This window comes from Kitasatospora sp. NPDC054768 (assembly GCF_053612025.1).
This window is the reverse complement of record NZ_JBSHBN010000069.1, coordinates 1-20,390: the sequence shown is the minus strand read 5'-3', so window position 1 is coordinate 20,390 and position 20,390 is coordinate 1. Positions and strand designations below refer to the sequence as shown.

The 20,390-nt window shown below is 75.0% G+C and carries 11 protein-coding genes; 7 read left to right on the top strand and 4 right to left on the bottom strand.

Going from position 1 to position 20,390, the window contains the following annotated elements; translation table 11 throughout:
- The first annotated feature begins 76 nt into the window (after positions 1-76).
- From ACWGKU_RS21395 to ACWGKU_RS21365, 7 genes are all read left to right on the top strand, one after another.
- Positions 77-3,343, top strand: a complete 3,267-nt coding sequence (locus tag ACWGKU_RS21395) for a hypothetical protein (RefSeq protein ID WP_401049729.1) — start codon at positions 77-79, stop codon at positions 3,341-3,343.
- Between the two features lie 174 nt (positions 3,344-3,517).
- Positions 3,518-5,356: a glycoside hydrolase family 15 protein gene (locus tag ACWGKU_RS21390; protein ID WP_401049728.1), complete on the top strand. Its 1,839-nt coding sequence runs from the start codon at positions 3,518-3,520 to the stop codon at positions 5,354-5,356.
- Between the two features lie 406 nt (positions 5,357-5,762).
- Positions 5,763-7,913 (top strand): PEP/pyruvate-binding domain-containing protein, encoded by a 2,151-nt coding sequence (locus tag ACWGKU_RS21385; RefSeq protein WP_452179887.1) that lies wholly within the window; start codon positions 5,763-5,765, stop codon positions 7,911-7,913.
- Positions 7,914-8,073: 160 nt separating this feature from the next.
- On the top strand, positions 8,074-9,429 hold the full coding sequence (locus ACWGKU_RS21380; RefSeq protein WP_401053954.1) for an ATP-grasp domain-containing protein: 1,356 nt from the start codon (positions 8,074-8,076) through the stop codon (positions 9,427-9,429).
- A 53-nt stretch (positions 9,430-9,482) separates the two neighbouring features.
- On the top strand, positions 9,483-10,676 hold the full coding sequence (locus ACWGKU_RS21375; protein WP_401053952.1) for a nucleotide disphospho-sugar-binding domain-containing protein: 1,194 nt from the start codon (positions 9,483-9,485) through the stop codon (positions 10,674-10,676).
- A gap of 518 nt (positions 10,677-11,194) precedes the next feature.
- Positions 11,195-12,316, top strand: a complete 1,122-nt coding sequence (locus ACWGKU_RS21370) for an NADAR family protein (protein WP_401047422.1) — start codon at positions 11,195-11,197, stop codon at positions 12,314-12,316.
- 492 nt (positions 12,317-12,808) lie between these two features.
- Positions 12,809-14,074 carry an ATP-binding protein gene (locus ACWGKU_RS21365; RefSeq protein WP_401047419.1) on the top strand — a complete coding sequence of 422 codons (1,266 nt, stop codon included), beginning with the start codon at positions 12,809-12,811 and terminating at the stop codon, positions 14,072-14,074.
- A gap of 147 nt (positions 14,075-14,221) precedes the next feature.
- On the opposite strand, the gene ACWGKU_RS21360 is transcribed toward ACWGKU_RS21365, so the two are convergent.
- The 4 genes from ACWGKU_RS21360 to ACWGKU_RS21345 all read right to left on the bottom strand — a co-directional run.
- Positions 14,222-16,222: a hypothetical protein gene (locus tag ACWGKU_RS21360; protein ID WP_401047417.1), complete on the bottom strand. Its 2,001-nt coding sequence runs from the start codon at positions 16,220-16,222 to the stop codon at positions 14,222-14,224.
- On the bottom strand, positions 16,219-17,361 hold the full coding sequence (locus ACWGKU_RS21355) for a VWA domain-containing protein (RefSeq protein WP_401047415.1): 1,143 nt from the start codon (positions 17,359-17,361) through the stop codon (positions 16,219-16,221). The genes ACWGKU_RS21360 and ACWGKU_RS21355 overlap by 4 nt, the downstream gene beginning before the upstream one ends.
- Positions 17,358-19,640, bottom strand: a complete 2,283-nt coding sequence (locus tag ACWGKU_RS21350; protein ID WP_401047412.1) for a DUF5682 family protein — start codon at positions 19,638-19,640, stop codon at positions 17,358-17,360. Before ACWGKU_RS21350 ends, ACWGKU_RS21355 begins: the two co-directional genes overlap by 4 nt.
- Positions 19,640-20,390, bottom strand: a 751-nt coding sequence (locus ACWGKU_RS21345; RefSeq protein WP_452191516.1) for an AAA family ATPase, incomplete at its 5' end; no start/stop codon positions are given. The genes ACWGKU_RS21345 and ACWGKU_RS21350, both read right to left, overlap by 1 nt.

Sequence of the window (20,390 nt, the reverse complement as noted above, 5' to 3'; positions counted from 1 at the left end):
GCCCGGGCCGCCGGCCGGCGCACCGCCGTGAAAAACCGGATGCCCGGGCCGCGCCCGTCGGGCACAATCGGCGCCGATGCCTCACCTGACTGCCGACCGGCTGCTCGCCGCCGTCGAACCACTGCCCCACCCGCTCCGGCTGCGCGAGGTGGCCCGTACCGCCGCCGCCCTCGCCCCCTCCGACCTGACGGCCCTGCTCGCCGAGCTGGACGGCCGTGGCCCGTACGAACGCCGACTCGCCGCGCTGGCCGCCCTCGCCGGACGGCGGGCGCGCCATCTGATCGACCGGATCGACGACCCCGACCCCGTCGTGCGGCGCTACGCGCACCGGGCGATCGGGGAGCTGCCGTTCCCGGACGGCGACCTTGAGGCCGCGATGCTCAGCGCCCCGAAGGCGGTCCGCGACGAGCTGGCCCGCGCCGTCCTGCGGGCCGGGCGCACAGCGGTGGCCGAGCGGCTGGTGCCGGTCGTCCGCGAGCGCTGGGGCGCCGCCGAGGCGGCCCGGCTGCTGCCGGTCTGCTCGGCCGAGGCCGTCGCCGCCGAACTGCCCGCGCTGGCCCACGCGATCGCCTTCTCCACCTCGCTCGGACACCGCCACCCGGGCGCGGTGCTGGACGAGGCCGAGCGTCAACTCGCCGACCTGCCGTACGGCTTGAGGCGCACCTTCTGGCAGCGGCACGCCCTCGGCCTGGCCGCCGCCGCCGGCCGCGAACCGGCCCGGATGCTGGAGCTGCTGGAGCGCCACCCCGAGGCCGGCCTGCCCGGCCCGCTGCGCGACCGGCTCGCTGGCCTCGCCGCCGTCTCCGCCGGGCGGACCGTCCGCCTGCTGCTCGCGATCGACCGGCACCGCCACGAGCCGCCGCTGCGCGCCGGCGTGGCCCGTCGGCTGGCCGCGGCCCGGCCGGACGGACTCGCCGCGCTCGCGCACCGCCACCACGAGAGCCACCTCGCGCTGCTGCGGCAGCTGCCCCCGGCCCGGCGGGCCGCCTTCTACGACGAGGTGGCGGCGCAGCCCGGCCCGTACCGCTCCTGGTACTCCGTCGACGTCCTCGCCGTGCTGCCCGCGAAGGAGCGGCACGTGCGGGCGCGGGCCCAGCTGGCGGCGGACAGCGAGGACGTCGTCCCGCTCGTCCTGCTGCCGGTCGCCGAGGCCCGGCCGAGGCTGCTGGCCGAGACCCGCGTGGCCGACGCCTGGGACCGGGGCTGGGCCTGGGCACAACTGGTCCGGCAGGCCGCACTCTCCGGCGAACCGGGCGCCCTGCCCGAGGCGCTCGAACTGCTCACCCGACTGCGCAACGAGCAGGACCCGGTCCGCGGCACGGCGCTGGAGGAGGTCGCGGCAGTGCCGCCGCGGCTCTTCGACGACGCCACCGCCGGCCCGCTGGAGCGGCTCACCGACGACGCCCTGGCCGCCCGGGACTGTTCGGCGCGCACGCGCACCGCACTCGGCCGCCTCGCCGGCGCCGTCCTCGGCGAGCACGTGGGCGGGCCGGCCCGCGAACTGCTCGCCTGGGCCGTCCGCACCCTCGAACGGACCGACGGCGCCGGCCTCACCGTCCCGCCCCGGCGCGAGGCGGCGGTGGTCGACGCGCTGTGGGCCGCGCTGGAACGCTCGGCCCGATCCCGCGACGCCGCACTGCTGCTCGCGCTGGCCGGGACGCTCGGCGACCGGGCGCGACGTGCTCCCGCCCTCGCCGAACTGCTGGAGCGCGTCCTGCACTCGGGCGGCGACCGTGCCGTCGAACGGGCCGCCGCACCGCTGCTGCGCGACCCCGCCACCGGCGGCGAACGCGCGGCCCGGCTGCTCGCGCTCAGGCCGTCGGCCGTCACCCTGGCCCCGGTGCGGGCCGTCCTGACCCGGATCCGCACCGATCTGCTCGGGCCCCTGCTCGACACCCCCTTGACCGCGACCGACCTGGTCGACGCGGACCGCTGGCTCCCCGCACAGCAGCACGCGGCCGCCGAACGGCTCGCCCGTACGGTCGGCGACCCCACCCGGGCCCTGGCCGAGCGCGCCGCCGCCCTGCGCGCCGCGGCCCGGATCCCCGTCCACGGCGAGGCCCTGCTGCGCCGGTACGCGGACTCCGCCGAGACCGTCCTCGCCGAGGCCGCGCTCGCCGCGCTGCCCTGGACCGAGCGCCCCGCCGGGGCGCTGCCCGAACTGCTCTCCCACGCCGCCGACGACCGCGCCCGGGTCGCCCTCCACGCGGCCGGCCGCGCCGCCCGGTTCGCGGGGAGCTCCGAACTGGGCCCCGCGCTGCGGCGGATCGCGCTCGATCCGGCGGCGAAGGTGACCAGCCGCAAGCAGGCCGTCCGGCTCGCCGCCGCGCACCTGGTCCTGGACGAGGCGGCCGCCCTGCTGCGCGAGGTGTACACCGCGCCGGGGCAGCACCACGACGTCCGCGCCGCGGTGCTGGCGACGGTCGGTGACCGGATCGCCGACCTGCCGCTGTGGGACGTGCTCACCGACGCGGCCGACGGGCCGGACGGACTGCGGAACGCACTGGTCCTGCACCTGAGCGGGGAACGGACAGCCGCGGAGCACCGACCGGCGTTCGCCGGTCTGATGGCCCGGCTGGCGGTCGACGCCGACCTCCTCACCGCCTCACCCGCGCAAGGGCAGCTCGTCTCCTGGGGCCGGTACGCGCCGGAGGCGGTGCGGGCGCTCGTCCCGCTGGTGACCGACCTCGCCGAGCAGGACCGCTGCCAGGGAGCGGCCCGCGCGCTGACCGGAATGGCACTGTCGGACGCCCCGCACCCGCTCGGCGGCTGCGCGCCGGGCAGCGTCCTGGCGGACGTCCTGACCGCCCTGATCGAGACCCTGCGTGCCGGGGAACCGGCGCTTCCCGGCCGCGACCAGCCGGCCCGGCGGCGGATCGACGCGCTCACCGGCTGGATGTGGAGCCCGAACGCCACGGCGCGGGCCGTCCGCGCCACCCGGCGGGAGGTCGCCGCGATTCTGCTCACCGAACCCGCGCTGCTGCCCGAGGCCACCCGCCGACTGGTCGAGGCGCTCGACCTCGACGCACCGGACCTGGGCGAGCGCGTCGCCGAGCTGGCCGTCCTGGTCGCCGACCGTCCGGTGCTGGCGGTGGCCGCCGCCGACGCACTGAACCGCCAGGGCAACGGACGACGGGAGGCACCGGAGCACGCGCTGGCGGCCGCCCGCCGACTGGCCGCCGACGACGGACTCGCGCCCGGCCTGTTCGCCGTCGCACTGACGAACACGGGGGCGCAGCTCGGCTGGCCCGCCGAGTGGCGGGAGGTGCTGCACGCGCTGCGCCGCCACCCGCGGCCGGACGTCCGGGACGCCGCCCTCGCGGTGTTCACCGACCCTGCGTGAGCGGACCCCTGCGTGAGCGGACCCCTGCGTTCGGGGCACCCTGCGGGTCGGCCCGTGGCCGTTCCTGCCCCCGATACGCAGGGTGAGCCGGAACAAGGTCCGCGACGACGGTGTTCCACGGGCAACGGGCACGGCTCTGCCCGGCGTCCACGCCGCGGCGGTAGGGAGGCCGGTATGGCACTGCAGGGCACCGGATTCGGGCCGGCGGACGGCTCGCGTTATCTGCCGATCGCCGAGCACGGCCTGATCGGCGATCTCCGGTCCGCCGCGCTGGTGGGGACCGACGGCACGATCGACTGGTACTGCTGCCCGCGTTTCGACGCCCCCAGCGTCTTCGCGTCCATCCTCGATGCCGACCGGGGCGGGTCGTTCGAGCTGGCCGCCGATGTGCCGACGCGCACCCGGCAGTTCTACTTCCCCGACACCAACGTCCTGATCACCCGGTTCTTCGCCACCGACGGGGTGGCGGAGATCCAGGACTTCATGCCGGTCGTGGACGAGTCGCGCGAGGCCGGTCGGCACCGGCTGATCCGGCGGGTGGTCTGTGCCCGGGGAACGCTTCCGTTCCGGGCGCGGGTGGCTCCCCGCTTCGACTACGGATCCGAACCGCACACCGTGAGTGTCCGGGCCCACGAGGCCGTCTTCGAGTCCCCCTCGATGGCGCTCGCGCTGACGGCCACCGTGCCGCTCGAACGCGAGGGCGTGGACGTGTGGTCGCACTTCAAGCTCCTCGAAGGCGAGTCGGCGGTGTTCGCCCTCGACCGGGTCGGCGGCGACCTGGCCCCGCGGGCGTGTCCCCGGGCGGAGGCGGAGGAGCAGTTCGAGGCGACGGTGCGGTTCTGGCGCCGCTGGCTGGCCGGGTCCCGCTACCACGGGCGGTGGCGTGAGATGGTGCACCGCTCCGCGCTGGTGCTGAAACTGCTCACCTACGCGCCGACCGGTGCGATCGTGGCCGCGCCGACGACGAGCCTGCCCGAGCGGATCGGCGGCGAGCGCAACTGGGACTACCGGTACGTGTGGGTCCGGGACGCGGCCTTCTGCGTCTACGCCATGCTCCGGCTGGGCTTCACCGCGGAGGCCGAGGCCTTCATGGGCTTCCTCTCCGACCGGGGCATCCTGCGGGGCGGCGCCGGCGCCACGGGACCGCTGCAGATCATGTACGGGATCGACGGGCGCAGCGACCTGCCCGAGCGCGAGCTGTCCCACCTGGAGGGACACCTGGGCTCCGCCCCGGTGCGGGTGGGGAACGCGGCCACCGGCCAGCTCCAGCTGGACATCTACGGAGCGCTGATCGACTCCGTCTACCTGTACGACAAGTGGGGGCAGCCGATCAGCAGCGATCACTGGGACGAGGTCGGTGCCGTGGTGGACTGGCTCTGCGACCACTGGGACCAGCCCGACGAAGGCGTCTGGGAGACCCGGGGCGGCCGGAAGGACTTCCTCTACTCACGGCTGATGTGCTGGGTGGCGATCGAGCGGGCCATCCGGTTGGCGAACCGGCGCGGGCTGCCGGCGGACCTCCCGCGCTGGCAGCGGAGCCGGGACGCGATCTACCGGCAGATCATGCGACGCGGCTGGTCGGCCGACCGCAGGGCGTTCGCCCAGAGCCTGGGCGGCGACGTCCTCGACGCCTCCGTGCTGATGATGCCGCTGGCCAAGTTCATCTCGCCGAGCGACCCCAAGTGGCTGGCGACCCTGGACGCGCTGAGTGCGGAACTCGTCTCCGACTCGCTGGTCTACCGCTACGACCCGGAGGCCAGCCCGGACGGTCTGCGCGGGGCCGAGGGCACCTTCTCGATCTGCTCGTTCTGGTACGTCGAGGCCCTCGCCCGCGCCGGACGCGTGGAGGAGGCCCGGCTGGCCTTCGAGAAGATGCTCACCTATGCCAACCACCTCGGCCTGTACGCCGAGGAGATCGGGCCGACCGGTGAGCAGCTCGGCAACTTCCCGCAGGCCTTCACCCATCTCGCGCTGATCAGCGCCGCGTTCAACCTGGACCGCACGCTCGGTTGACGAATGCGGCGTCCCGTCCGGAACGGCGGACATTCGGCGCGGTGGGGAAGCCCGGAATTCGGAGGAATGATTCGATCCACTTGTCGGCATTGCCGACGGGTGAGGTGGGCGAGTGCGCAGCCCTCCGAGGTCGTACAGTCGTTCAGGAATCAACACTTCCGGAAATCCCCGATTGCCCGTCACGTGCCCGCCGTCCCGTGCTGTGACCTTTGCCACAGCTTTATGCGGAGCCGTGGCTTCCTTGACGGATTCTTATGGCCGGATCGATGCATGATGGCCAGATGTCGCATGATCATTCGTCAAACGTTCATACCGAATGGCAGTGTGGGCGTGGTCGTACCCGACCCTTCTGCAACAGGTGTGCACGGATCGTGTACACGATGACGAATGGCTGAACTCTGTGCGCATGACCCGTTCGGATCGCAACGACGCGACCACGCGGCCCCGCTTCTTAGACGAAAAGCTCACCCTTGAGGAGTTCTCCGAGCTCGCCGGCCAGGTCGGCGGCTATCCCTATGTGAAGATCGTGCTCGACTGCGACGAGTCGGTGCTTCACTTCATCGACAGTGCCGACGGCACTCTCCATGTCCGCTACATCGCGTGCGAGATCCTCGGCATGTCGATCGACGAACTCGCCGGCAGGCTCGATTCGTTCAACGACGACGTCTACCGGAATCCCGACCGCCGCTTCTATCTCGGCACGCTCGCCCGCCATACCGGCCGCGCCGGCCGGTCCACGGAAAGCGGCCACGAGGCCGAGGATTTCCTGTCCCTGGAAACGGTCGACGTCGACACCATGTCCCAGGACATGCTGCGCTTCTTCTATCACCGGGTGCGCGAGCACGTCGATCCTTCGCTGCGGCTGGTCCTGAAGCCGGCCGGCCACCAGCAGGAGGGCTACCTCGCCGGAATTCCGGAGAACGAGATTCCGCGCGTCCTGTCCCATGAGCTCTATTCCGTGGCCTCGTTCGTGCCGCTGAACCCCGGGGAGGCCCACGGGCGGCTGCGGGTGTTCCGCTCGGAGGAGGAGTACCGGGCCGAGGCCGAACCGCTGGAGTGGCACGACATCGTGGTGATGCCCCGGGTGCCGGAGGACATCCCCCGGGTGTCCGGCATCATCCACACCGAGCACACCACGCCGCTCTCCCACATCAACGTGATGGCCGCCGGGTGGCGGATCCCCAACGCCGTCGGCATCGGCGCCGTCGAACGGATCGACCGCGACGGGCTGGACGGCCGGTGGGTGCGCTACCGGGTCGAGGCCGAGGGCGGGGACCTCCTCCTGGAGGCCGCCCGGCCGGGGGACCACGACGGCGACGGGGGCCATGAGGGCCACGAGGGCCACGGGGGAGTCCGGCCGACTCCGCCGGCCGATCACATCGTCGTCGACCGGCCCGACCTCACGCCCACGCCGATCACCCCGCTGTCCGACCTGCGCGCGGGGGACCACGTCCGGTTCGGCACCAAGGCCGCCAACCTCGGTGAACTCACCCACCTGCTGCAGCACGGCTCTCCCCGCTGGCTCGGCTTCTACCAGGTGCCCCGGCCGCCCCGGGCCGACCTGCTGCGCTACCTGGCCCGGCAACTCGGCCTCCCGGAGGACGCGGACGGGGCCGAGCTGAACGCCGCCGCGCAGCTCCTGGTGAAGGAGTACGCCGAGGTGCCGCGCGGGATCGTGCTGCCGTTCTCCCTCCAGCAGCGCTTCCTCGACTCCTCGGCGGAGCTCCGGGACGCCGTCGACCGGCTGGACTCCCTTCTCCAGGAGGGAACTTCACCCCAGGAGGGGACTTCGCGCCAGGGCGGGACGTCACCCCGGGAGGGGACTTCGCGCCGGACGTCGCTCCACGCGGAGACGTCGCGGATCGAGGAACTCTGCCTCGACGTGCAGCGGCTGATCCGCGGCACCCCGCTGCCCGACCCGATCCGCGCCGAGGTCGACCGGGCGATCGACCGCCACCTGTACGGCGCCACCGTCCAGGTCGTCCGCAGCTCTTCCAACGCCGAGGACCTGTCCGGCTTCTCCGCCGCCGGACTCTACGAATCGGTGGCGCACGTCAGCGGCACGGGCGCGGTCCTCGACGCCGTCCGGGAGGTCTGGGCCTCGCTGTTCTCGCCGCGCGCGGTGCTGCTGCGGCGCCAGGCGGGCATCGCCCTGGACCACTGCCGGATGGGCGTGGTCGTCCAGGAGCAGGTCGGATCCACCGTCGGCGGCGTCCTGGTCACCTGCAACCCGCTCAGCCCGCAGGACTTCCGCGACGTCTACCTCAACATCTCGCCGCGCTCGGTGGCCGACGTGGTGACCGGTCGGGGCGCCCCGCTCCAGTACCTGTGCAACACCATGGAGGGCGGAAGCCGGACGGTCTCGCTGGGCACCGCCGCCACCGACCTGGATGCCGCGACCAAGGACCTCGTGCGCCGACTGGCCCTGATCAGCAGGCTGTTGCAGTCGCACTTCTCGCCCGACGAGACGTACGGGGCCCCGGTCGACATCGAGTGGGCGATCGAGGGCGACCGGGTCAGCCTGCTGCAGCTGCGCCCCTTCCGCACCGCCGGCTGACGCTGCCGGAGCGCCGCACCGCGCCGCACCGGCCAAGGCCCGGCGTGCCGCGGCCCGGCGTGTCATGAGCCGACGCGCCGCGGGCCGACCTGCCGCGGGCCGGTGCGGCGTGGCTCCGGCACGCCCGCCAACGATTGAACTTCCTTCAGGAGTAAGTACGTTGAACAAGATCCTGTACGTCTACGTCAAGGGCGGCGCCCCGCTGGAGTACGCCTTCCCGCGGATCGCCGCCTGCGGCGAGCTGCACGTCCTCGCACTCGCGCCGCTGCCCACGTCCGGGGAGGACGTGTGGCGGCCCAGCTGTACCAGCATCGAGCTGGTGCCCGAGGCGCCGCGCGGCGACGAACTGGTCGAGCTGATCGTGGAGTACGCGAAGGCCATCGGAGCCGACGCGCTGCTGACCCTCTCGGAGTTCGCGGTCCTGGCCGTCGCGCACGCCGCGAGCCGGCTCCACCTGGCCGGTCCGGGGGAGGGGATCGTCCGTGCCAGGGACAAGCGGCTGATGCGGGAGGCCTGGGCCGCCGCCGGGGTGCCGATACCCGCGTTCCGCCGGGTCGACAGCCTCGGGGACCTGACCTCCGCACTGGCCGAACTCGAAGCCCCGCTGCTGCTCAAGCCGGCCTGGGGTGCCGGGTCGGTCGCCCAGATCGTGCTGGACTCGGTCGAGGAGGCCGCCCCGGCATGGGCCGGGATCGAGAGCGGACTGCGGGCGGGCAGCCAGGTCGGCATGAACGAGCTGTACGCCGAGGACACCGACCGGGACCGCCTGGTCGAGACGATCGCCCAGGGCTCCACCGAGGGCTGGTACCAGGAGCCCGGCTACGGCGACTACGTGAGCGTGGAGGGGATCGTCGCGGACGGCGTCTACCGTCCGCTGGCCATGACCGCCAAGCTGCCGACCGTGCCGTCCTTCGTCGAGGTGGCCAGCACCTCGCCCTCCGTCCTGCCGGTGCCGCTGCAACGCCGGATCGAGGAGGTGTCGCGGCAGGCCGTCGACGCGCTCGGGCTGGAGAACTGCGGCACCCACACCGAGCTGAAGCTGATGAAGGACGGCGAGCTGGTGGTCATCGAGACCGCGGCCAGGTTCGGCGGCCTGCTGACGACCAGGCAGGTCCACGAGGTCTTCGGGCTCGACCCGATCGGCATGCTGGTCCGGCAGCTGCTCGGCGAGCGGGTGGACTACCCGGCGGCCATGCTCACCGACGGGGTCAGGGCCGCCGCGTCGCTGGCCGTCGTCCCGGCCGACGCGTCGGGAGCGCCCTGGCGGAGCAGCCCGGTCTGGAACCCGCAGGCCGTGGACTGGCAGAGCCTGCTCTCCCCGGGCAGCACCATCGAGGCCGTACCCGCCTTCGCGATGCCCGCGGGCCGGACGGTCCCCGCCTTCGACCCGTCCGCGGGGTCGCGCAACTGGCTCGGGGTCTACCTGCTGAGCGCCGTCGACGCCGCCACCCTGCAGCGCGACTGCAACGCCGTGCTGAACGGCATGGAAGCCGCCCTGCACCGGGCCGCCTCCTGAACCCCGCCACCTCCCTCATCCCCAACTCCCATCCCTCCGAGCGAGGTTCCTCCATGCGTGTACTGTTCGCCGGCGTACCCGGCATCGGCCACCTCTTCCCGCTGGTCCCGCTGGCCAGGGCGATGCACGAGCTCGGCCACGAGGTCGCGATGGCCTCGATGGACGGTGGCGAAGACGTCGCCGGGGCCGGTCTGCCGTACCTGCCCATCGCGCCGGGGCTCGACTGGCGCAAGGTGATCAGGGAGGCCGGCCGCACCCAGCGGCCCGACCTGATGCAGCGGGTGGTCGAGAGCAATTCGGCCGATCGCGAGGCGTTCGTCCCGCTGGCCGCCCTCGTCAACAACCGGGTGGCCGACGACGTGGTCGAGCTCGCCGCGCGGTGGCGGCCGGACCTGGTGGTGTACGACTACCAGTTCCCGGTGGCCCTGCTCGCGGCGACCCGCCTCGGCGTGCCCGCGGTCCAGCACGACCTCGGGTTCGTCCGCACCCCGAAGCTGCGCGCGCTGATGCTCGCGGAGATGGCGGACACCTTCGCCCGGCACGGAATCGACCGGCTGCCCGAGCCGGCGGAGGTCATCGACCTCGCGCCACCGAGCATGGCCGGGGACGAGCGGTACGGCTGCTCGATGCGGCCCGTCGCCTACAACGGCGAAGGCGACCTCCCCGCCGACCTGGCCGTGCCCGCCCACCGCCCGCGCGTGGCGGTGACGCTGGGCACCGTTCCGCCCAAGACGGACGGCCTGACCAGGATCGAGCGGGTGATCGAGGCGGCCGCCGACATCGACGCGGAGTTCGTGCTGGCGACCGGGGACCTCGACCTCAGCACGCTCGACACCCTGCCGGACAACGTCCGCGCCTACGGCTGGGTCCCGTGGCGGGCGCTGCTGGAGACCTGCGCGGCCGCCATCCACCACGGCGGCAGCAGCACCGCCCTCGGCGCACTGGACGCGGGCATCCCGCAGCTCGTCCTCCCCGACGGGTCCGACCGCTTCATCAACGCGGACGCGGTACGGGACCGGGGCGCCGGCCTCCGCGCCGCCGCCGAGGACATCGGCCCGGCCCTGCTCACCCGGCTGCTCACCGACACCGGGCTCAGCCGGGCCGCGCGAGAGGTCAGCGCCGAGATCGCGGCCATGCCGAGCCCGCCGGCAGTCGCGGAACGCCTCACCGGCCTCGCCGGAACCGCGGGCCTCACCGGCACGGCAAGTCTCACCGGCACCGCGGGCCTCGTCGGCACCGCGGGCTGAGGCAGCCGCCGGCCGTCGCGCACCCCCCCGGGGACCGGAAAGGACCACTGGGCCGCACGGGACCACCGTGGAAAGGAAGGAGCCCCGCCGGATTCCCCGGCGGGGCTCCTTCGCCGGTCGGGCCGTCCCGGGGATCCCCTCCTCGCCGTCGGTCCCGTCCGGAGGGAGGGGGGAACTCACCGCGCCGAGGACCCCACCGAGACGTGCAACCTCGCCGCCGACCCGGCCCACCGCGAACTGGTCGCCCGCTACAGCACCCTGCTGGAGGACCTGATCACCGCCGAGATCGGCACCGACACCCGCGCCTGGGTCATCGAGCGCCCCCGCCTGCTCGGCCGGCCCACCTGGCACGGCGACGACGACCGGCCCGCGGCCGTCGCGGCCCCGGCCCGACGCCGACCCGCCAGCCCGACGCCGACCCGCGTCGCCCGCGCGGGGCTGCGGTCGCCGACCCGGCCTCCACCCGGCCCGGAGGAAAACCGGGAGCCGTTCGGCGTCCACCGCGACACAATCACGGGATGATCGGCAAGCGGATCACCCATCGCACCGCGGACGGCGTCCGCATACCCGGAACCTGGCGGCACGCCTTCATCCACAACGGCGGCCACTACTTCCTCACCGACCTCTTCATCTACGCCGACGGGCTCATCGACTGCTGGGAACTCGTCACGGTCGAGGAGTTCGAGGAGAAGCTGCGCACCGGCTGGGTGGCCACCACCCTCCCGGAGGGCGGGGAGGCCTCCGCGCACGACCTGGCGGACTGGAAGTTCGGCGAGCCGGAGAGCTGGCTGACACCCGAGCTGCTGGTCGCCGAAATCCGCGACACCATCGACCAGTTGAACGGGCGCCCCGACTCGACCGGCCGCTGCCTCGCCGCCGTCGACACCTTCCTCGCCGACCGGACCGAGGAGAACCGGGCCGCGGCCCGCGCCGCGTTCCTGGCCGTCCCGGAGTCGCAGCGCCGCTACGCCCTGGGCGACATGGACAGCAAGGACCGGCCGCTGCGGATCCTGGTGGCCGGACCCGGCGGCCGGACCTACCTGTCGTTCGACGGAACGGTCACGCAGGAGGACTACGACGGCGCCCTCGCGTACTTCGAGGAGCGGGCCCGCTGGCAGGCCGAGCGGCCCACCCGTGTCCCGGCGGACGGGCCGGCGGCCCCGCACGCCCCGGCGGTCCGGCTCTACCAGTGGCATCTGAACGAGCCGCCGGCCGACCCCGGCAAGCGCGGCCTGCGCAACGACTACCCCGCCCCGATCACCGTGGCGGACGTGACCTACCCCTCCGTCGCCCATGCCTACTGGGCCCTGTCGGCGGCCCAGCCCGAGGCCCGGAGCGCGATCGCGACGGCGGAAACCGCCGCCGCAGCGCGCAAGCTCGCGACCGAGGCGCCTCGTCGCGAGGGCTGGGAGCATGCCCGGACCGCCGTCATGACGCGGCTGCTGCGCGCCAAGTACGACCAGCATCCCGAGCTGGCCGAGATCCTGCTGGCGACGGACGACGCCACCGTGATCTACGACGACATGGCCTCGGACTTCTGGGGCGACAACGCCGGCCGGGGCCGCAACTGGACGGGCCGGCTCCTCGAACTCGTCCGTTCCGAACTGCATGTGCGGCGGGCCGGAATCCCGGGGCTGTGAGCGGGGCGGGCGAGCGGCTCCCCGGGAGCCCGGGAGGCCGGGAGCCCGGGAGGCCGGGAGCCCGGGAGGCCGGAGAGGCCGCCTCCACCGATGGTGGAAACGGCCTCCCCGGTCCGTGATCCGGTGATCACGAAGAGCTGAATCAAGGCCCCTTCAAGCAAGTCTGACGAATCGTCAGGCCGCCGGAAGGCGCGGGGTCCGCGGCTGGGGCTCGGCCTGCTGCTCGACGGCGTCGAGCGCCGCACGGCGTAGGACGGGGAGGGGGCCGGGTCGGGCGTCGCGTGCCGCCGGGGGAGCGGCGGATCCTGAGCGTCCCCGGGCCCGAGCGGCCGGGGTGCGAGTACCGACGGGCCGCGGAGCCCCGGCGCGCAACCCGCTGCCGCGTACGGTTCGTCCACGCCGCGTTGTCCCGAGCGGCGCACGACGGGCCGGGCCCGGCGCGCCTACGTTCTCCGCGACCCGCACGACCGGAGACCCGAGGGAGCGACGCACGTGAACTGGCTGATCCACGACTATCGGGAGGACGACCTGGCTGCCGTCGTCCACCTGATCGACAGCACCGCCGGGCTCGGGCAGGAGTCCGTGTTCTCGCTCGCCGAGTGCATCGCCGCGCTGACCGCGCGCCAGCCCGCCGTCGTCGCGGTGCACGACGGTACGCCGATCGGTGCCGCGCTCGCGCAGGTGGCGGGGGAGCGGGCGTGGGTGATGCGGGTGGCGATCGCCCCGGCCTGGCGCGGGCGGGGCCTGGCCAGCGCGCTCCTGCGGGAACTGGAGCGACGGCTGGTCGAGGCACGCGTGCGGCGGATCGCCTATGTGCTGCCGGAGGAGGAACTGCTCGGCGAGGGACTGCACAACGCCGGCTACGAACGGCGGCCCGCCGCCGCGTACTTCGAGAAGACCGAGCCCGCCGCGGGCTCCGCGGCCGGCACGCTGGACGAGCTCGGCGGGCGGGTGCTGGGCGGCGACCTGTGGGACCGGGTGGCCGGAATGGCCGCCGAGAAGGAGCTGATCGAGCGCAGGGTCGTGCTGCCGCTCGCGGAGCCCGAGCGGGCGGCCCGGCACGGGGTCCGGCCGCCACGCGCGATCACCCTGTTCGGGCCGCCCGGCACCGGCAAGACGACCTTCGCCCGGGCCATCGCCTCCCGCCTGGGCTGGCCGTTCGTCGAACTGCTGCCCTCCCGGCTCGCCGACGAGGGCAACCTCGCCGCCGCGCTGCGCAGCGCCTTCGCCCGGATCGGCGAGCTGGAGCGGGTGCTGGTCTTCATCGACGAGGTGGAGGAGATCGCCCCCGTACGCGGCGAGGCCGGCCGGACGGGGACGATGCACGGCGTGACCAACGAACTGCTCAAGCTGATCCCCGGTTTCCGCGGGCGTGACGGCCGACTGCTGGTCTGCGCGACCAACTCCGTCCGCTCGCTCGACCCGGCGTTCCTGCGCACCGGCCGGTTCGACTACGTCATCCCGATCGGCACCCCCGACCCGGACGCCCGCGCCGCGATCTGGTCGCGCTACGCGCTCGGCACCGACCGCCTCGACGTGGACGTTCCCGCACTGGTGGCCGCGAGCGAGCACTTCTCCCCCGCCGACATCGAGCACGCCGCACGCCTGGCGGCGCAGACCGCGTTCGAGCGCGACGACGCCGTACCGGGGGCGACCACCGCGGACCACCTCGCCGCGATCGGCGCGAGCCGCCCGACGGTGACGGCCGCCATGGTCGAGGCCTTCCACACCGACATCGGCACCCACGCCAGGCTCTGACCCCGGGCCCGCACAGCGCACAGGCCTTCGGTGGCCGGCCCTCTCCGCTCATGGGAGAGGCTGGTCGATTCGACTCGCAGGCTGTGGAGGGCCCAGGGGTAGTGCGAAGTCCGGTGCGGACCCCGGGGGCGCCCTCGGCGAAGGTGCTCAGGGGCGGCCGGTGGTCTCCCGGTGTGCCTCGACGGTGACGGCGAGCCGGACGGCCGCGTCCGACCAGGTGCGGGCGGCGGCGTCCGGGTCGCCCGCCCGCAGGGCGTGGGCGAGGGCGCGCAGGAGCTCGGCGGTGGTGGCCAGGCCGCCGCGGTTCAGCCGGGCGGCGGTGCGGTCCAGGCGGGTGAGGGTGGGGCCGTCCGGGTGGCGCAGGCCCCGGTGGGCGGTGTCGGCGAGGGCGGCGAGCGCCTCGGCGAGGTCGGCGGCGACGGGGTCGGCCGACGGTGGCGCGGCGGGGCCGAAGGCCGTGGACGCGGTGCCGGGAGCGAGGTCGGGGACGACGACGGTGTCGCCCGCGAGGAGTGCGGCGGGCTCCAGGACGGTGCGGCCCGCCGCCCGTCGGAGGGTGGCGCTGACGTGGGTGACGGCGCCGGACCCGAGCGCCGCGGCGAGCGCGTCGAGGGAGCCGGGGCAGGCCGGGTCGTAGGTGGCGGCGAGGGTGGCCGGGTTGCCGGCGGCGTCGCGGACCGCGGCCTCCAGGCGCTGCTCGGCGGCGTCGTACCGGACCCCGTCGACGGCGGAGAGCCGCACCACGTGCAGGGACTCGGCGGCGATGCGGGGCCGGATCAGCCGCGGCGGCCGGCCCTCCAGGGTGCGCAGGTGGGCGTCGAGGTCGGTGAGCAGCAGCGGGGCGGGCAGGTCGGTCCAGGAGCCGCCGACCGGGGTGACGGTGGTGGCGGCGGTCCGACCGCGGCCGAGGCGGAGTTCACGGGCGGCGCTGCGGACGGCGCTTTCGCTGACCACGTTGCCGGCGGCGAGGGCGTCGAGGCGGTGGCCGGCGATCCGGCGGGCGGCCAGCGCGTGCCCGGTCGGCGGACGGCCGTCGGCCGGGACGTCCCAGCTGCGGCGGAGCACCAGGACGGTGCCGGCGGCGGGGTGGGCGAGGTAGACCTCGGCGGACCGGGTCGTTGCGGTGCCGCGGATCCGGCAGCCCAGCGCGGTCAGGCGGATCCGGCGCAGCGGGGTCTCGGCCGTCTCCCGGACACCGAGGACCTCCGACCGGGACGCGCCGGGGCGGGCGGCGGCGCGGTGACGGGCGTGAAGCTCGGCCAGGAGCAGGGCCAGCTCCTCGGGCCGGTGGTCGGCGGACCGGGCGGCGTACGCGTCGAGCTGGCCGATCAGGTCGGCGACCAGGCCGGCCGGCCAGTGCAGGGAACGGTCGGCGAGTTCCTCGCGCACCCGGTGGAGGTCGGCGGTGAGGACCGGCCCGGCGTGCACGGCGCCGTCGAGCAGCAGTTCGCGGGCGAGACCGAGGGCGGCGTCCAGGACCGGCGGGATGCCCGCATCGGGCTCGGGACGGCCGCCGAGCGTGACGGCCGGGCGGCCGTCGGCGGCCCGGAAGGCCCAGACCGCGAGGGCGATCATCTCGCCGCGGCGGTCCTGCGCGGCGTCGGTCACCGCGAAGCCCAGCTCGCCGGGGACGGGGAACCGGACGGTGCAGGCGGCCAGTTCGGCGACCGGCTGCGGATCGTCCGGGCGCGCGTGGTGCAGCCGCGCGGCATAACCGCGCTCCAGCGTCCGGCGGGCGGCGGCCACGGCGCGGGCGCCGACGGCGGCGGTCAGCGCCTCGTCGTCCAACGCGCCGGGGGACCACGCGGGGGCGGGCGCGGGGGTGGCGGGGCCGGGGTGAGGACCCGGTGGTGCGGGGGCGTCGGCGGCGGCGTACTGGTGGGCGAGGACCAGGGCGATCCGGTGGCGGCACACGCCCGGGGCGCCGCAGGTGCAGCTGCCACCGTCCAGCCCGGTGCCGGGCGGCAGGACGACGGAGTTGCCGTCCGGGCAGGTGCCGCGAAGCGTGCCGTTCGGGTCGAGGTCGGGCACCGGCCCGTCGCCCGCGGCGACTTCGCGGGCGGCGCGCTTCACCAGGCCGCGATTGGCGAGTGCGGCGAGCGTGTCGGTGTCCAGGGCGAGCAGATCGGCCCGCGTCGCGGCGGTCATCGGCCGAGCCGCTCGGCGACGAACTCGGCGAGCATCCCCGGCGTCATCGCGCCCACGTGCGCGCCGGCGTCCGCGAGCTGCCCGGCCAGCTCGCGGTCGTACGCGGGGGCGGCCTCCTCGTCCAGTGCGGCGAGTCCGAGCACGGTGGCGCCCTGCCCGGTCAGCGAGCGGACGGTGCGCAGCAGCCGGTACCGGTCGCCGCCCTCGTAGAAGTCGCTGACCACCGCGAGGACGGTGCGCCGCGGGTTCTCCACCAGACCGGCCGCGTAGTCGACGGCACGGGCGATGTCGGTGCCGCCGCCGAGCTGGACCCGCATCAGCAGTTCCACCGGGTCGGTGACGTCGGAGGTGAGGTCCACCACCTGGGTGTCGAAGGCGACCAGATGGGTCTTCAGGCCGGGAAGGCTCCACAGGCAGGCCGCGGTGACCGCGGAGTGGATCACTGAGCCGACCATGGAACCGGACTGGTCGACGAGCAGGATCAGCTGCCACTGCTCCAGGTGCCGGCGGGTGCGGGAGTGGAAGTGCGGGCGTTCGATCAGGATCCGCCGCTCGGCGGGACGGTAGCGGCCGAGATTGGCCCGGACGGTGCGGCGGAAGTCGAAGTCGCGGGCGAGCGGGCGGCGGCTCGGGCGGGCGGACCGGGCGCCGGTGAACGCCTGGCGCAGCTCCGGGGTGAGGCGTTCCATCAGCTGCCGGACCACCGCGGCCACGATGCGGCGGGCCTGGCCGAGCAGCTGCTCGTTCATCAGGTGCTTGGTGCGGAGCACGGCGCGCAGCAGGGCGGCGCTCGGCTCGACCCGTTCCAGGACGGTCGGGTCGGTGACGATCTCGTCGATGCCGTAGTGCTCGACGGCGTCGCGCTCCAGGCGTTCGATCGTCTCGCGCGGGAAGAGCCGGTGGATGTCGTCCAGCCAGTCGACCGCGGTGACCCGGGACGGTTCCGCGCCGGCGGCGCGGATGCCGCGGCGGTCGAGGTCCTCGTCGCGGCCGTACAGCCACTCCAGGGCGGCGTCGCGGGCGGCGCCGTCGGCGCCCGGGCTGCCGGTCCAGGGCTCGGCGGGGGAACCGAGGACCAGGCGCCAGCGCTCCAGGGCGGGGTCGGGTGCCGTTGCGGGGGCCGGCTCGGGCGCGGTCACCGGGCACTCCGCAGGCCGTGGCGGTCGAGCAGGGCGGTCACGTTCTCCTCCAGGGCGCGGGCGGCGGCCAGGTGCACGGGGTCGGCGGTGGTGCGGAGCAGGGCGCGGGCGGAGCCGCGCAGGCCGCGACGCTCGATCAGACGGCGGGCGATCCGCTCGCGCTCGCGCGGCGGGAACCAGGCGAAGGCCTGGCGCAGGGCGGGGAGGGCGATGAGGAACTCGGCGTCGGTGAGCTCGGCGAGGACGGAGTCCACGGCGGCCAGCAGGGAGCCGTCGCCCGCGTCGGCGGTGACCTCCTCCCGGGCGAGTGCGAACAGGCCGGCCAGCCAGTCGCCGAGCGCGCCGGGGTCGCCCGCGGCGTGCAGGGCGGCGGAGGCGAGGTCGGGATCGGCCGTGGGGGTGAGGGCGAGGTGGAGGCCGTGGGCGCCGCCGCGCAGGTCGGCGGGGGCGTGCGGGTCGCGGGCGATGCGGAGGGCGAGGGCGGCGGCGTCCTCGGGGGTGACCGTGAGCAGGTCGGGGGCGTGGCACAGCGCGTCGCGGACGGCGGCGAGGGCCGCGAGGCGCGCCGGGTCGGTGCCGGAGCGGCCGTGCGCGCCCTCGACCAGCCACAGGACGCGGGCGACCGCGCCGTCGATGACGGCGGCCAGCAGCGGGCTGCGGGCGGTGCCGTACACCCGGTCGTGCCGCCACAGGCCGAGCGCGGTGGCGAGGACGGCGCCGAGGGCACCCGGGTCGGGGTGGCGGGCGAGGACGGCGGTGAGCGCGGTCAGGAGGCGGTCGGTGAGGGCGGTGGCGCCGCACAGCACGGTGTCGAGGAGCAGGGCGGCGAGTTCGGTGTCCGTGGGCCCGGTGCTACGGGCCCGCTCGGCGAGGACGGTCGCGGCGGCCTCGTCGAGGGTGGCGCCGTACGCGCCCGCCTCGATCAGGGCGGCGTCGCGGCCGGTGTCCGGCCCGGCTTCCCAGCGTTCGGTGGTGACCGGGTCGGCGCCGTGGGCGGGTCCGGCGGTGCGGTGGCGGCCGGGCACGCCGAGGACGCGCAGCCGATGCAGGGTCCGGCTGGCCGTCAGACCGTCCTCGGTGGTGAGCTCGCAGGTCAGCGGGCGGGTGCCGGTGGCCCCGATCGCGGCGAGCCGGGCGGCGGTGTCGTGGACCAGCGGCGGGGCCGGGGTGCCGGGGTGCAGCCGCCCGGTGCGGGAGCCGCTGCACGCGGCGACCATCTCGACCACCACCGGGTGGCTGCCGGGCGCCAACGGGGTGCGCTCCGACCAGGGCAGCGGCTGGGTCAGGTCGTCCTTGACCAGCGCGCCGGCCAGGCCGTCGAGCACGTCGGTACGGGCCGGCACCGGGTGGCCGCGCAGCGCGGCCAGGCCGCCGGTGAGCGCGGCGGCGGCGACCAGGTCGGCCGTGGAGACGGGGTGGCGGCGCCCGCGCAGCCGCGACACCACGGACTGCCGCAGATGGTCGGCGGCGGCCTCGGGGCCGTCCTCCCACAGCCGCTGGTAGTAGGCGGGCGAGGGCATGCCCGACTGGTAGCCGGCGAAGGCGTCCAGCTGCCGGAACGAGTAGGGCACCAGGTAACTGCCGGACACCGCGCCGGGTCGCGGCGCCGGCAGCGCGGGCCGGCCGGGCACCTCCGCGGGCCGCTCGGCGAGGGTGCGGAGCGCGGGGGTGTGGAAGCCGCCGGTGACCACCAGCACGGTCGCTGTTCCCGCCTCGGCCAGGACAGCGCGGATCCAGGCCGCCATGTACGCCTCGCGGGCCCGGTCGCCCTCGTCCGCCTCGGCGTCCCCGCGGACCAGGTCGAAGTAGGCGTCCAGACGCCCGGCGAGCCCGTCCGCCGGTGCCACCTCGAACAGGCCGTCCCACAGGGCGTCCACCGAGCCGGTGCCGAAGCGCGAGCACAGCCGGGCGGTGGCCTCGGCGTACCGGGCCTCCGCGTCGGCGTACCGGTTGGCGCGCAGCTCGAACGCCGGGTGCCAGGACGGCAGGTCGACGAAGAGCACCTCCGCGCCGGCCGCCCGGCCCTCCCGCAGCGCCACCCACTCGGGCGAGTAGTCGCACAGCGGCGTCCAGGTGGTGGCGGTGCGCTCGGCGTCGCGGTAGTGGCTGAACACGGCGATCGGCAGTTCGTGGCCGAGGGCCAGCTCGTCCAGGCGGCCGTTGAGGTCGGCCGGCCCTTCGACGAGCACGTACGCGGGCCGCAGCCGTCGGACGGTGTCCGCCACCAGACGGGCGCAGGCGGGGGAGTGGTGGCGGACCCCGAGGAAGACCGCGGGCATCAGCCGGCCAGCAGGTGGCGGGCTTCGTGCACGGCGTGCCAGTGCGGGCCGCGCCGCCGCGGGACCCGCTGCTCCAGGTAGCGGCGCAGCCGGGCCAGGTCCTCCGGACTGTCCTTGGCGGCGGTGCCGGCCAGGCTGGCGACCAGGTCGGCCGCGTTGCCGGCCTCGCCGCGCAGGTACCAGCCGCGCAGCCCGACCGCGTGGGCGACCGAGACCGCCTCCGCGGTGCTCATCACCGCGGACAGGCGGTCACCGCCCTCACCGGCCCGCAGCTCGCGGAACGTGGTGACGAGGACCTCCAGCAGGTCCCGGTCGGGCGCGGCGGCCACCCCGGAGCGGCGCAGCAGGTGCGCGGACTCGGCCTCCACCAGGGCGAGTTCGGTGTCCAGGTCGGGGATCGGGAAGACCGTCTCGAAGTTGAACCGGCGCTTGAGCGCCGCGCTCATCTCGTTCACCCCGCGGTCGCGGGTGTTGGCGGTGGCGATCACGTTGAAGCCCTGCTTGGCGAAGACCATCCCCTCCGGCCCGTCCAGTTCGGGGATCGCCACCACGCGCTCGGAGAGCAGGGACAGCAGCGAGTCCTGCACCTCCAGCGGGCAGCGGGTGATCTCCTCGAACCGGACCAGCCGGCCGTCGGCCATGCCGCGCAGCATCGGCGCGGGCACCAGCGAGCGGGTGGAGGGGCCCTCGGATACCAGCAGGGCGTAGTTCCACGAGTACTTGATCTGGTCCTCGGTGGTCGCCGCGCCG

Coding starts and splice junctions, on each gene's coding strand:
- ACWGKU_RS21390 (WP_401049728.1), top strand. CDS start 3,518: ATGGCACTGCAGGGCACCGGATTCGGGCCGGCGGACGGCTCGCGTTAT.
- ACWGKU_RS21360 (WP_401047417.1), bottom strand. CDS start 16,222: ATGACCGCCGCGACGCGGGCCGATCTGCTCGCCCTGGACACCGACACG.
- ACWGKU_RS21395 (WP_401049729.1), top strand. CDS start 77: ATGCCTCACCTGACTGCCGACCGGCTGCTCGCCGCCGTCGAACCACTG.
- ACWGKU_RS21350 (WP_401047412.1), bottom strand. CDS start 19,640: ATGCCCGCGGTCTTCCTCGGGGTCCGCCACCACTCCCCCGCCTGCGCC.
- ACWGKU_RS21375 (WP_401053952.1), top strand. CDS start 9,483: ATGCGTGTACTGTTCGCCGGCGTACCCGGCATCGGCCACCTCTTCCCG.
- ACWGKU_RS21370 (WP_401047422.1), top strand. CDS start 11,195: ATGATCGGCAAGCGGATCACCCATCGCACCGCGGACGGCGTCCGCATA.
- ACWGKU_RS21385 (WP_452179887.1), top strand. CDS start 5,763: ATGACCCGTTCGGATCGCAACGACGCGACCACGCGGCCCCGCTTCTTA.